This window comes from Cupriavidus basilensis, assembly GCF_000832305.1.
Lineage (GTDB): Bacteria > Pseudomonadota > Gammaproteobacteria > Burkholderiales > Burkholderiaceae > Cupriavidus > Cupriavidus basilensis_F.
On the sequence record NZ_CP010536.1, the window covers coordinates 4293476 to 4306282 of the forward strand.

General features: G+C 67.8%; 11 protein-coding genes. 3 read left to right on the forward strand and 8 right to left on the reverse strand.

The genetic code is table 11. The features are described 5' to 3' along the window. Positions 1-40: 40 nt before the first annotated feature. A complete protein-coding gene (locus RR42_RS19885) occupies positions 41-3139 on the forward strand; it encodes an efflux RND transporter permease subunit (RefSeq protein ID WP_043350612.1) in 3099 nt (1032 codons plus the stop codon). 231 nt (positions 3140-3370) lie between these two features. Here the strand turns inward: RR42_RS19885 and RR42_RS19890 are convergent, their stop codons facing one another. The 8 genes from RR42_RS19890 to RR42_RS19920 all read right to left on the reverse strand — a co-directional run bounded on the left by RR42_RS19890 (position 3371) and on the right by RR42_RS19920 (position 9234). Beyond that, positions 3371-3724, reverse strand: coding sequence for a hypothetical protein (locus RR42_RS19890; RefSeq protein WP_043350615.1), 354 nt, complete (start codon positions 3722-3724; stop codon positions 3371-3373). A gap of 446 nt (positions 3725-4170) precedes the next feature. Further along, positions 4171-4590 (reverse strand): nucleoside diphosphate kinase regulator, encoded by a 420-nt coding sequence (rnk, locus tag RR42_RS19895; protein ID WP_043350617.1) that lies wholly within the window; start codon positions 4588-4590, stop codon positions 4171-4173. Between the two features lie 533 nt (positions 4591-5123). Beyond that, positions 5124-5564 carry a Cd(II)/Pb(II)-responsive transcriptional regulator gene (locus RR42_RS19900; RefSeq protein ID WP_043350620.1) on the reverse strand — a complete coding sequence of 147 codons (441 nt, stop codon included), beginning with the start codon at positions 5562-5564 and terminating at the stop codon, positions 5124-5126. A gap of 100 nt (positions 5565-5664) precedes the next feature. Further along, the gene (speD, locus tag RR42_RS19905) at positions 5665-6042 is read right to left on the reverse strand and encodes an adenosylmethionine decarboxylase (protein ID WP_043350622.1); all 378 of its coding nucleotides are present in this window, start codon (positions 6040-6042) and stop codon (positions 5665-5667) included. A 10-nt stretch (positions 6043-6052) separates the two neighbouring features. Beyond that, positions 6053-6220: a hypothetical protein gene (locus RR42_RS40745; RefSeq protein WP_158001334.1), complete on the reverse strand. Its 168-nt coding sequence runs from the start codon at positions 6218-6220 to the stop codon at positions 6053-6055. A 6-nt stretch (positions 6221-6226) separates the two neighbouring features. Next, entirely contained in the window at positions 6227-7747 is a 1521-nt protein-coding gene (locus RR42_RS19910) for a DUF4178 domain-containing protein (RefSeq protein ID WP_043350626.1), read from the reverse strand. Between the two features lie 21 nt (positions 7748-7768). Further along, positions 7769-8803 carry an SPFH domain-containing protein gene (locus tag RR42_RS19915; protein WP_043350629.1) on the reverse strand — a complete coding sequence of 345 codons (1035 nt, stop codon included), beginning with the start codon at positions 8801-8803 and terminating at the stop codon, positions 7769-7771. A gap of 44 nt (positions 8804-8847) precedes the next feature. Beyond that, on the reverse strand, positions 8848-9234 hold the full coding sequence (locus tag RR42_RS19920) for a DUF350 domain-containing protein (protein WP_043350632.1): 387 nt from the start codon (positions 9232-9234) through the stop codon (positions 8848-8850). 219 nt (positions 9235-9453) lie between these two features. Between RR42_RS19920 and RR42_RS19925 the strand changes: the two genes are divergently transcribed. Together RR42_RS19925 and RR42_RS19930 are read left to right on the forward strand one after the other, a co-directional pair. After that, positions 9454-11034, forward strand: coding sequence for a polyamine aminopropyltransferase (locus RR42_RS19925; protein ID WP_269083400.1), 1581 nt, complete (start codon positions 9454-9456; stop codon positions 11032-11034). Between the two features lie 27 nt (positions 11035-11061). After that, on the forward strand, positions 11062-12780 hold the full coding sequence (locus RR42_RS19930; protein ID WP_043350640.1) for an NAD(P)/FAD-dependent oxidoreductase: 1719 nt from the start codon (positions 11062-11064) through the stop codon (positions 12778-12780). The last annotated feature ends 27 nt before the right edge of the window (positions 12781-12807 follow it).

Sequence of the window (12807 nt, forward strand, 5' to 3'; positions counted from 1 at the left end):
CGGCTAGCTGCCGCGCCGGCGCAAAACAATCCAATGTGCCATGGCGTCCTTTTTTCTTCGCCGGCCCGCGTTCGCGTGGGTGATTGCCATCCTCACCATGGTGGCGGGCCTGATCGCCCTCACCCGCATTCCGATCGCCCAGTATCCGGCGGTGGCGCCGCCCACCGTGATCGTCTACGCGGACTATGCCGGCGCGTCGGCGCGTACCGTGGAAGATGCGGTGACCGCAGTGCTGGAGCAGCAGATGCACGGCATTCCCGGGTTGCTGTACCTGGATGCCAGCAGCGAGGGCGGCGCCGCCACCATCACGCTGGGCTTTCGCCAGGGCACCGATGCGCAGCTGGCGCAGGTCAACGTGCGCAACCGCGTCATGCAAGCCGAGCCGCTTTTGCCGGAGGCGGTGCGCCGCGGCGGCATCTTCGTGGACCAGGCCGGCAGCAGCCCCTTCATGTATGTCTCGCTGGTGTCGCAGAACAGCCAGCTCGACGAAACCGCGCTCGGCGATTTTGCCGCCGCTTCGGTGCTGCCGATGCTGCGCCGCCTGCCCGGCATCGGCAAGGCGGAACCCTACGGTGCCGAGTACGCACTGCGCATCTGGTTCGACCCTGACAAGCTCAACGCCTACGGCCTCACGGCCGCGGACGTCGAGCAGGCCATCAAGGCGCGCAACGGCGACGTCACCCCGGGCCAGCTCGGCGGTGCGCCGGCGGTGCCGGGCCAGCCCTACCAGGCGCTGGTGCGCCCGCCGCGGCCGCTCGCCGAGCCGGAGGCCTTCGGCCAGATCGTGGTGCGCGCCGGGGGCGACGCCTCGCTGGTACGGCTGCGCGACGTGGCGCGGGTGGAGCTGGGCGCCAGCGACTACCGCTATAGCTCGCGCCACGACGGCCAGGTGGCAGCCTCGATCGGCCTCAAGCTGGCAGACGGCGCCAACGTGCTGGCCACCTCGCGCGCGGTGCGCGCCGCGCTCGACGAAGCCGCGCGCGGCTTCCCCACGGGCATGCGTTACGAGATCTCATCCGACAGCGCGCAGTTCGTCGAACGCTCGATCTGGCGCGTGCTGACCACGCTGGGCGAAGCCACGGCGCTGGTCTTCCTGATCCTCTACCTGTTCCTCGGCAACCTGCGCGCCACGCTGATCCCGGTGATCGTGGTGCCGGTTTCGCTGCTTGGCACGGTCGCCTGCCTGTACGCGTTGGGCCTGTCTCTCAACGTGATCACGCTGTTTGGCGTGGTGCTGGCGATCGGCATCCTGGTCGACGACGCCATCGTGGTGGTAGAGAACGTCGAGCGGATCATGCGCGAAGATGGCGTCCACGCCATGGCGGCGGCGACCCGCTCGATGCGCGAAGTGTCCGGCGCGCTGGTGGGTGTCACGCTGGTGCTGTGCGCGGTGTTCGTGCCGATGGCCTTCCTGGGCAGTGCGGTGGGCGTGATCTACCGGCACTTCGCCATCACGCTGGCGATCTCCATCGCCTTCTCGCTGTTCTTCGCGCTTTCGCTGGCGCCGGCCATGTGCGCCAGCCTGCTGCGCCATGCCCCGCATCCGCAGCGCGGCCCGCTGGCCTGGTTCGAGCGCGGCTTCACGGCGCTCACCGCACGCTATGCCGGCTGGGTACTGGCGCTGCAGCGGCGCCGCCCGCGCTGGCTGGGCATCTACCTGGCGCTGGCGGTGGCCGGCGGCGTGCTGATGTGGCAGATCCCCGCCGGCTTCCTGCCAGAGGAGGACACCGGCGAACTGGTGATCGACATGGAACTGCCCGCGGGGGCCACACAGGCGCAGACGCGCGCCACCGTGGCGGCGCTGGAGGCATGGCTGAAAGCCGGCAAGTATCCCGTGCGCTCGACCTTCGCCGTGCTGGGCTGGAGCAATTCCGGCAACGGCGAGCAGCGCGCCAGCATGTACCTGGCGCTGCGGGACTGGTCGGAGCGCGGCGCCGGCGAACGCGCGGACGCCGTGCTGGCCAGGCTCCAGGCCGGGCTGCAAGCGTGGCCCGGGCGCGGACAGGCGCAGCTGTACGCGTATAACGGCGCGGCCCTGCCCGAGCTGGGCAGCACCGGCGGGCTCGACATGCGGCTGGTGGCGCAGGCCGGCTCCGGGCGCGAAGCGCTGTTTGCCGCGCGCGACAGGCTGCTTGCCGCCGTCAAGGATGAGCCGTCGCTGGGCGAGGTGCGCGCCACCACTGGCGAGCCGGCGCCGGCGCTGGACCTGCACATCGACTACGAGCGCGCGCGCAGCTTTGGCGTGGAGCCGGAGGCGATCCACCATGCGCTGTCGGCCACGCTGGGCTCGCGCTATATCGACGAAGTCGCGCGCGAAGGCCGTATCCGCCGGGTGATCCTGCAAGCGGATGCGCCTTACCGCATGGACCCGGCCAAGCTGTCCCGCGTGCATGTGCGCAATGCCAGCGGTGGCATGGTGTCGCTGGGCGCCTTCGCCGAACTGGCCTGGGGCAAGGGCGAAGCGACGCTGGAGCGGTTCAACGGGCTCACCTCGGTGCGCATCAACGCCGAAGTGGCGCCGGGCCACAGCACCGGCACAGCCATGGAACGCCTCACGGCCAGGGTGCGTGAGCTGGGCGGCGCCTACGACGTGCGCTGGACCGGACGCGCCTTCGAGCAGCAGCAAAGCGGCACGCAGGCGCCGTGGCTGTTCGCCTTGTCGATGTTGTTCATCTTCTTGTGCCTGGTGGCGCTCTATGAAAACTGGACCTTGCCGCTGGCAGTGCTGCTGATCGTGCCGGCGGGCCTCGTTGGCGCGCTGGTGGCGATCTGGCTGCGCGGCATGCCGAACGACGTCTACTTCAAGGTGGGCGGCGTGGTGATCATGGGGCTGGCGGCCAAGAACGCCATCCTGGTGGTGGAATACGCCGAGCAGTTGCGCCGCGGCGGCATGGACCTGCTGGAAGCCGCCGGCCAGGCCGCCCGCCAGCGGCTGCGCCCGGTGGTGATGACCTCGCTGGCCTTTGTCCTGGGCGTGGTGCCGCTGGCGATCAGTACCGGCCCGGGTGCGGCCGCGCAGCGCGCGGTCGGCACCGGGGTGCTGGGCGGCATGCTGGGCGCCACCGTGATCGGCTCGCTGGCGGTGCCGCTGCTCTATGTCTTGATCGGGCGCAGGCGTGCCGGGCGCGAACGGGAATGACAAGGCGCGCGCCGGTCAGCGGCGTTCGGGATAGTCGGGGCGGGGATCTTGCGAGACTGGCGGAGGAAAAACGAGAGGCAGCTAGTGCGGGGAGCGGCGGGTAAAAATCACCCACCCGGCGGGAGAGAGAAGGAGGAGGAGGTCAGCCGGGCAGGTGGGAGATAAAACGGGGAACAACAGTGATACCCAGGCGGCCACCAAGGTGGCCGTCAGATACCACGGGGGTCGGTTTCAGACCCGGTAGCCGTACAGCGAGCCGTCGCCGCCGCGCGAGTTGTCCAGCGAACTGGCCGCGATGTCGCCACTGAAAGCGGCACGGGCACCATCGGTGAACGTGTCGAACTTGCCTGCCTTGGCACCGTCGGTGAACGTGTCGAACTTGCCTGCCTTGGCGCCGTCGGTGAACGTATCGAACTTGCTGGCCTTGGCGCCGTCGGTGAACGTATCAAACTTGCCGGCGCGCAACGCGTCGGCGTACACGTCGAACTTGCCGACCTTGCTGTTGGCGGGCGCTGCCAGTGCCACGGCCGACGAGGCCACCATCAGCACGGCGAGAGCGCCGCCGAGGATGCGTTTGGCATTCATTTGGGACTCCTTCAACTGATTGTGTCGTTCTTGCTTTTAATTTTCTGTACTAGCTGCCCCGGCAAATCTATGTTGCGCTGCAGGCACGGACTGAAGATTAGTGGCTTGGCGGGCAAGGAGAAATACCACTGCGACGAATGGTGCGTTGCGAGTCGTGAAACGCTGGAAAGTCGGACGAACGGCGCGGATTGGACGCCCAATGGCGTGACGGGAGGGCTTGCGAGGGGGCGCGGCGGGTGGCCAAAGCGATGCTTGATGGCCCGCCAGCCCAGGCCGCAGGCCGGTCCGCGGGCGAACAGCTTGCTGGCGGGCCAGCGTTTTGCGGGATGGGCGGCGCCGATGAGCGCGCGCCAGGGCGCCACGACCGGCGCCCGGAATCAGCCTTGAATCGGCCTGAACGTACCCAAAAGTGCCGGATAAGCTTTTGACCAGGCCTTGACCAGGTCTTATACGGTGTACTGGCCGTTGGCCTCAGGCTGGAAAGACAGCTCCACCACGGTGACGCTCTGCTCACGTCCGTCCGGCAGGCGGTAGCTCACGGTCTGCCCGGCGCGCGCGCCCAGCAGCACACGGCCGATCGGCGACAGTACCGACAGGCGGCCTTCCTCGAAATCGGCGGTATCCGGATAGACCAGCGTCCAGCGGCGCGGCGTGGCCTCGCCCTCCAGCGCGCACAGCAGGCTGGAGTTCATGGTGACCACATCCTTGGGAATCGCCTCGGCCGGCACGATGGCCGCGCGCTCGAGGATGCTGTCGAGCATTTCGGCCAGCGGCGCGGCGCCGGCGCGGCCCGCGATGCGCTCCAGACGGGTCACGTCGAGCTCGGTCAGGTAAAGGGTCGGTTGTTGTTTGGACGATGCCGTCATGATGAATCCTCGCTAAGTGGCGATGCGGCGACCCGGAACAGGCTGGAGCGATCCGTCGGGGATCGGCTCCTGGCGTTGCCAGGTCATGAAACAAGGTGGGCCGTTACCGGCGGTCAGTACCGGCGGGAAAACCGCGAACAGGGAGTGACTCGGCCCGGTTCAGCGTCTGCCTGCGTTGGGGGGAACGTCAGACTGGGAACCGGGCAGGATCAAGCGGTACGTTGATCCGGCGGCAGGCAATCGCCTGTTTGGCTTGCGCGCGCGGCGCCTGGACTGCGTGCGCGGTCGCGCCAGCCTGCCCGACAGGGGCAAGCTCGACAGCAATCGGCGACAGGCAGCAAGGCGTCATTGGGTGCGGCAGCAATTGGAATGGAAAATCGGGAAAGCGCGCCATGCGGCGAAACTGACGAGAGCAATGGCTCACTCAAAGGCTTCGTCGCGGGCTCGGCCCGCCGCTTTTTCACCAGCTTGGTGCGCGGCAGGTAAAGGGATCGTAGCATAGCCGGTACCTTTCAGGCACCGGGGCGCAACCCTTACGCGTGGCTTTCCGGATGCGGATGGCACTCGCAGGCGGCGCCAGCGGCGGCTTGCTGCAGGTTCTGCAGGATGCCGCACTCGCTGGCCGGATGGGGCTGGTCGCAAGTATGGCGAAGTGCCCGCAACTGCCCTTCCAGCGCCTCCAGCGCCACGCGCTGGGCGTGGATCTGCTCGATCTGGCGATCCAGCAGGCTGTTGATATCGTCGCAGGCCAGGGTCGGATCGCGCTCGAAGTCGCGCAGCCGGCGCACGTCGGACAGGCTCATGCCAAGGGAGCGGCAGTGGCGCACGAAGTTCAGCTGCAGCAGATGGCCGTCGCCGTAGCGGCGATAACCGTTGTCCTCGCGCTGGGGCGCGTCGAGCAGGCCTTCGCGCTCGTAATAGCGGATGGTTTCCACGTCGCAACTGCTGTGCTTTGCAAGCTCACCGATACGCATGCCGACTCCAGGTCACTCCCGACCGCACCAAATACCCCGTAGTAATTACGGGGTTAGCTGGCAGTGTAGACCATCGCGGCAAGCCTTGCCAGCTTCGCGCTCAGCCAGGCGCCGGGCCCCGTGCCTGGTCGCGCAGCGTAAGCGTGCGCGGCACGAAGGCCGCGCGCATCACCTCCACCGCCAGCTCTGGCCGGGCGGCGCCGCACATGAACACATCCACGGCGGCAAAGCCGTACTCGGGCCAGGTATGGATGCTGATATGCGACTCCTTGAGCAGCAGCACCCCGGTTACGCCCAGCCCCGGCCCGAAGTGCCGGAAGCGCGCATCGACCACGGTGGCGCCGGCGGCCTGCGCCGCCCGGTAAAGCACGCGCTCGACCAGTGCGGCATCGGCCAGCAGATCGCTCGCCACGCCTTGCAGGTCGGCAAGCAGGTGGTGGCCGAGCACGGCCGGACAAGGCAGGGCTGGCGCGTTCATGGCCGCCGGCTCATTTGTGGCCGCCGCCGGAGGACCAGCCGCTGGAGCCGGAGGAACCGCCGCTCCAGCCACGCGAGCTTGCGTATCCGGACGAGCCGGAGCCGGTGGATTCGCCGATGTTGAAGAAGGTCGTGCCGAACAGCACGATGATGCCGTAGACGAGATAAAGCAGGCGCACGCTGACTCAATCCTTTCCGGCCCAGCGCTGGACCAGCCAGATCGGCGCCCAAAGCAGCAGGAAGCCGATGACGATAGTGAACCAACCCCGATCAGTGACGAGCGCCACCGGGACATTGAGGATGGCGAGGAGGATGGCGTAGACCTTGGCGCTCTTGCGGCAAAAGGCGAGGTCGGCGCTATTGCCCGCAGCCGATGCGCGCGCTGCCTGCGGCAAGCGGGCGGCCGCGGCCAGCCCCGGGCTGGACTTGAACCACTGCGCCAGCTGCGCGCGCGCCACGGTGGTGGACAAAGTCCAGACGATCTCCGTGCCGGAGGTCTCGCGCGTGAGCCGGCGCGCCGGCTTGCCGAATTCGGTCAGGCGCGTGGTGTCGCCCACCTTGACGCGCCAGTTGAAGGTGCCGGCCGCGTACAGCACCTCGCTTTCGTAGTCGTAACCCTGCTGGAACGTCTGGCCCTGGTAGCTTGCGGACGTGCCGGAGACCATGCGCGGCCAGGTATCCAGCACCTCGACCCGGTCCCAGCCGCTGTCTTGCTCCACCAGCCACATCAGGCCACGCTGCTCGTTGAACAGCAGATACTCGACCCAGGTGGAGGCTTCTTCCTCGTCGTTGTCGGTGCACTGCATCAGGCCCAGCACCGTGTACGGTTTGCCGTCGATGTTGCCAATGTCGCCCGGTGCCAGGCTGGTCTTGAGCGCATCGAGCTCACGCTGCTTTTCCAGCACGAGAGCCGTGGAGGTGGAGCAGTCGATCTCGCTGTGGCAGCTCGGGCAGACCACGAAGCTGGCCACGCCCGCGCGGTAGGCGATCGGGCCGCCGCAGCCGGGGCAGGCCAGCGGCACGGCCTTGCCGCGGTAGCGGTCGGCGGTGCCGGCGATCTGGCCGGCCTCGCGCAGCAGCTGGCATTTGAGCTGGTCGAGCGTGACCGCCTGGCCGGCGTAGATGGCGGGCGGATCGCCATCGGCGTAGTCGAGCGTGAGGAAACGGCCTTCGTCGCGGAAGTCCGCAACCTGCGCGGTCCAGCCAGCGCCCACCGCGAACGGCAGCTCGCCCTGCCCGCCGGTGCAGCGCGCGCTGCGCACGTCGCTGGCCAGGTAGCGATGCTTGTCGAAGTACAGGGGCGTGCCGGGCGTGAGCTGGTCATGGCGCGGCAGCGCCACGCCGTTGAGCTGCGCGGCGGATTGCTCGGCCGTGACGCGTCGGGTCAGCATGTACTGGCCGGAGGCATCCGCTAGCCAGCCGTCGCTGCCGTCGTCGAACAACAGGTACCACTCGTTCCACAGGCCGGAGTCGTAGCGCAGCTGGATGCGGCCGACCAGGGTGAAGCCCTGCCCGTCCCACTGGCCCGAGGTGTGGATCTGCAGCGGCGTGTAGTCCTCCAGCACGGCGGACATCTTGCCGATGTCCTTGACCGTGTCGGCGTCCTTGAGCAGCGTGCTGTGGCAAAACTCGCACACCACCATCACCGCGGCAGACGAGCGGAAGGCCGCCGGCGCGCCGCAGCTTGGGCAGTTGATTTCTTGCATGCTTAAGGGATAAGGGCGCGCTCAGCCTATCAGTTTCTTGAGGATCTCGGCCTTGGCGGTGTCGAACTCCGCCTGGGAGATCAGGCTCTTGTCGAGCAGGTCCTTGAGCTTTTGCAGGCGTGCGGCGGGATCGTCGGCGGGCGCGGCCACTGCGGGCGCGGCCGCTGCCGCGGCGGGTGCGGCAGGCTGGACCCCGGCGGCGGCGCCAAGCCCGCCCGCCATCGCCTGGCCCATCACCGCGCCGGCCGCCAGGCTGGCGCCAAGGCCGGCCACGCCGCCCTCGTTCTGCGCGGCCAGCGGGATCGAGGTGGCGACCTGGTACTGCGTGAACTTCGCCATATCGCCCATCATGCCCATGGAGATACGGGTGTCGATGGCCTTTTGCAGCTCTTCCGGCAGCGACACATTGGTCACCGCGAAGTTATCCAGCGCCACGCCATAGCGCTCGAACTCCGGCGCCAGCTTGTCGCGGATGGTCTGCGACATCAGCGCCTGGTTCGCGGCCATGTCCAGGAAGGGTACCGAGGCGCCGCCCAGCGTGGCGGTCATGGTGGCGATCAACAGGTTGCGCAGCTGCTCTTCCACCTCGTCGCGAGTGTACTCGGCGCGCGTGCCGCTGATCTCGGTATAGAACCTGGCGGCGTCGGCCACCTTGTACGAATACAGGCCGAAGGCGCGCAGCCGCACCATGCCGAAATCGGCGTCGCGGATGGTAATCGGCTGGGCGGTGCCCCACTTGCGGCCGATCTGCAAGCGCGTGCTGAAGAAGTACACATCCGACTTGAAGGGCGACTCGAACAGCTTGTCCCAGTTCTTCAGGTAGGTGAGCACAGGCAGCGTTTGCGTGGTGAGTTTGTGCATGCCGGGCCCGAACACGTCGGCGATCTTGCCTTCGTTGACGAACACCGCCATCTGCGACTCGCGCACGGTCAGGCTGCCACCGTACTGGATTTCCATATCCTCCATCGGATAGCGCCAGGCCAGTACGCCGTCCGTGTCCTCCGTCCACTGGAGGATGTCGATAAACTGCTTCTTGATGAACGATCCGATGCTCATGGCAATCCCCAGGTTCTCAGCGTTGTTCCAGCACGATCAGGAAGTCAGGACAGGCAGGCGGCATTGATCAAGCCGACCGTCACTGAAATAGCGCCCATCAGGCCGCCCATGCCGATATTGTTCGATTCGATCGCCGCATCCATGTCGGGCAGCGCGCGCGCCAGGCCCGCGTAGGCCAGCGCCTGCACCAGCATCGCCCCCACCGACCACACCAGGAACATCAGGAAGGTGTCGTTGTGCTGGATGCTGGACGACAGCGTAAAGCAAAAACCGATCATCGCCCCCGACAGCGAAAGCGCTGCCGCGAGGTTGCCCTGGCGGATCAGCGCGAACTCGCGAAACGGCGTGATCCTGGTGTAGACTCCGACGAACACCGCCAGCAGGGCAAGGCCGGCCAGCAGGTGCAGCACGTAGGCGTAGATGGCTTGCATCCTGGTTGATCTCCTGCTTGTTCCACGACGGTGTTCCGGGCTGCCGCAACAGCAACAGTAAGCGAGTCGTGAATCGTGAATCGTGAAGCCGTATTGGCGACATCAGCATTGTTGGCAGTTGGCGCCCAAGTATATCCGTTGTCCATTTCGGTTCATCACAACTTTTTGCAGTTTGCCAGGCGTGCGCGCATCGCGCGGCGGCTCGCCTGAGCGCCACGCCTGCCCTTTCCAGCGTCCTTCCCGGCTTCCCTCCCGGCTTCCTCTCCGACCCCCGATTCCCTAGCCCCGATGCGCGACCGTACCCTTGTTCTTTCGGTGTTGATCGTGGCGTCCTGCGGGCTCGGCTACGAGCTGATCGCAGGCGCCCTGTCCAGCTACCTGCTGGGCGACTCCATCCTCCAGTTCTCCTCCATCATCGGCTGCTACCTGTTCGCCATGGGCGTGGGCTCGTGGCTGTCGCGCTATGTGAAGGATGAGGACGTGCTGGCGCGCTTCATCGATATCGAGATCCTGATCGGCCTGCTCGGCGGCATCTCCGCGGCACTCCTGTTCGTGGTGTTTGCCTGGCTGTCCGCGCCCTTTCGCACCGCGCTCTACGCCATGGTGTTCGTGCTCGGCGTGCTGGTAGGCATGGAGATCCCGCTGGTCATGCGGGTGCTCAACACGCGCCGCACCGCCTTCAGCGAATTGGTCAGCCGCGTGCTGACGTTCGACTACCTTGGCGCGCTGGCCGTCTCGCTGGTGTTCCCGCTAGTGCTGGCGCCGCGCCTGGGGCTGTCGCGCACCGGCTTTTTGTTCGGCATGCTCAATGCGGGCGTGGCGCTCGTCACCATCCACATCTTCCGCGACGAACTCAAGCCGGTGATGTCGCGCATGCTGCGCGCCTCGCTGGTGCTGGTGCTGCTGGCGGGTGGCTTCCTGGCCTCGGGGCGGCTGACCCACTGGGCCGAGCGCGGCATGTTTGGCGACGAGATCATCCATAGCGAAAGCACGCCGTACCAGCGCCTGGTGATCACGCGCTGGAAGGACGACATGCGCCTCTATATCAACGGCAACCTGCAGTTCTCCTCGCGCGACGAGCACCGCTACCACGAGGCGCTGGTGCATCCCGTGCTGCAGGCACTGCCGTGGGCGCGCCGCGTGCTGGTGATCGGCGGCGGCGACGGACTGGCCGTGCGCGAGATCCTCAAGCACAAGAACATCGAACACGTGACGCTGGTCGACCTCGACCCCGCCATGACCACGCTGTTCTCGCGCAGCGAGCCGCTGGTGGCGCTGAACCAGGGCTCGCTCAAGGACGCGCGCGTGCAGGTGGTCAATGCGGATGCCGCGCAATGGATGGAGCAGCACAACGAGATGTTCGACGCCATCATCGTCGACCTGCCCGACCCGTCCAACTTCGGCCTGGGCAAGCTGTACTCGGTGCCGATGTACAAGCTGATGTCGCACCATCTCGCGGAGAAGGGCTATGCCGTGGTGCAGTCCACCTCGCCGTATTTTGCGCCGCGCTCGTTCTGGGATATCGACGCCACGCTGCGCGAGGCGGGCCTGCATACCTGGCCCTACCACGCCTATGTGCCGTCCTTCGGCGAATGGGGCTTCATCCTTGCGGGCAAGCGCGACGACTACACGCCGCCCACGCGCTACACCGTGCCGCTCAAATTCCTCGACGCCGACAGCACCGCGCTGATGTTCCGCTTCCCGGCCGACATGGCGCCGCGCGAGGCGCGTGCCAACCGGCTCAACGAGCAGTCGCTGGTGCATGACTTTGAGCAGGACTGGCGCAATGTCATTCGCTGATCCGCATCACCCGCAACCGGAGCTGGCATGGACCGCCGCCGCTTCCTGATCGCCGGCGCTGGCGCGAGCGGCCTGGGCTTGCTGTCCGGCTGCGATCGCCTGGGCGACGATACCAGGCGCTTCCTGGCCGGCGTCGGCCTGCGCGAGCCCATGCCCGTGGTGCTGCGCCCCGGCATGGCCGAAGGCCACGCGCTGCGCGATGCCGCCAGTTGGCCGTCGACCGTTTCCGCACAGGACGAGATCGTGACCGATGTTGCCATCCTCGGCGGCGGCGTGGCCGGGCTCAGCGCCGCGTGGCAGCTGGCGCGCGGCGGCCTGAAGGACTTCCTGCTGGTGGATGGCCCGGAGTTCGGCGGCAACGCGGCGGCCGGAAGTTTCGGCGGCGACCTGGCCTTCCCGCGCGGCGCGCACTATCTGCCCCTGCCCTCGCCCGAATCCACGCACATCCGCGAGATGCTGGCCGACACCGGCGTGATCCAGCGCGACCCGTTCGCCGCGCGGCCCGAGTTCGACGAACGCGCGCTGGTGCATGCGCCTGACGAGCGCCTGTTCTTCGCCGGCAAGTGGCACGACGGCCTGCTGCCTAGCGACGCTGCGCCGGAGCAGGAAGCGGCGCAGCACGCGCGCTTTCTCGCGCGCGTCGAGCAGCTCAAGAGCGCGCGTGGCAGCGACGGCCGCAAGGCCTTTGCCATCCCGCTGGCGCTGGCCTCGCAAGACCCGGCCTGGACCCGGCTCGACCAGCAGAGCATGCGGCAGTGGATGCTGACCGAAGGCTTTACCGCGCCCACCCTGCACACCTATGTGGACTACTGCTGCCGCGACGATTACGGCGCGGGGCACGAGCTGATCTCGGCCTGGGCCGGCCTGTACTACTTCGCCAGCCGCGCGGGCCATGCAAGCGATGCGGCCGACGGCGCCGTGCTGACCTGGCCGGATGGATTGCACGCGCTGGTGACGCGGCTCTCGGCGCGCATCGATGCACACCGCGGCGTCAAACCTGGCGCCCAGCCCTGGCGCCGTCCCGGCATGGCGCTGCAAGTGCAGGAGCAGGGCCGTGGGGTGTCGGTGCTGTGCGCCTGGTGGCCGGATGGCGTTGGCGCCCGTCCCCCGCGCATCTACCGCATCCGCGCGCGCCGCGTGATCTGCGCCATGCCCCTGCATGTGGCCGCCCGCGTGGCGCCGCTGCGCGAATTCGGCTTCGACCCGGCGCGCCACCTGCCGCCCACCGCGTCCTGGCTGGTGTCCAGCTTCCGCCTGCAGGGCTTCCCGCCGGAAGCGCCGGGCGTGCCGCTGGCGTGGGACAACGTGGTGCATGGCGGACGCGGGCTGGGCTATGTGGTGAGTACCCATCAACTGATCCGGCAGGCAAAGCCAGCAGCCACGGTCTTTACCGCGTACTGTCCGCTGGACTTTGCGGCCAGCCCCGGCGCGGCGCCGCGCTCGCTCGCCGACACCCGCCGCTGGCTGGCCGAGGCCAGCGCCGCCGAGCTGATGGACTATGCCACCACCGATCTGCGCACGGTCTACGGGCGCGCCTTCTGGCGCCACGCGGACGCGGTGGAAATCACGGTGCGCGGGCACGCCATGGCCTCGCCGCGCACGGGCTTTCTGGGCAATGCCGGTGCCGCGGCCCTGCGCGCGGCCGATGGCCGCATCCTGTTTGCCCATGCGGACCTGTCCGGCGTGTCGGTGTTCGAGGAAGCGGCCTGGTGGGGTACGCGCGCCGCGCGGAATATCCTGGGTTGAGCGTCGCGCAGTGACGCTTTCGCCATA

Bases quoted from the DNA above. Each gene is read 5' to 3' on its own strand.
- RR42_RS19885 (WP_043350612.1), top strand. From the start codon at position 41: ATGGCGTCCTTTTTTCTTCGCCGGCCCGCGTTCGCGTGGGTGATTGCC.
- RR42_RS19890 (WP_043350615.1), bottom strand. From the start codon at position 3,724: ATGAATGCCAAACGCATCCTCGGCGGCGCTCTCGCCGTGCTGATGGTG.
- rnk (WP_043350617.1), bottom strand. From the start codon at position 4,590: ATGACGGCATCGTCCAAACAACAACCGACCCTTTACCTGACCGAGCTC.
- RR42_RS19900 (WP_043350620.1), bottom strand. From the start codon at position 5,564: ATGCGTATCGGTGAGCTTGCAAAGCACAGCAGTTGCGACGTGGAAACC.
- speD (WP_043350622.1), bottom strand. From the start codon at position 6,042: ATGAACGCGCCAGCCCTGCCTTGTCCGGCCGTGCTCGGCCACCACCTG.
- RR42_RS19910 (WP_043350626.1), bottom strand. From the start codon at position 7,747: ATGCAAGAAATCAACTGCCCAAGCTGCGGCGCGCCGGCGGCCTTCCGC.
- RR42_RS19915 (WP_043350629.1), bottom strand. From the start codon at position 8,803: ATGAGCATCGGATCGTTCATCAAGAAGCAGTTTATCGACATCCTCCAG.
- RR42_RS19920 (WP_043350632.1), bottom strand. From the start codon at position 9,234: ATGCAAGCCATCTACGCCTACGTGCTGCACCTGCTGGCCGGCCTTGCC.
- RR42_RS19930 (WP_043350640.1), top strand. From the start codon at position 11,062: ATGGACCGCCGCCGCTTCCTGATCGCCGGCGCTGGCGCGAGCGGCCTG.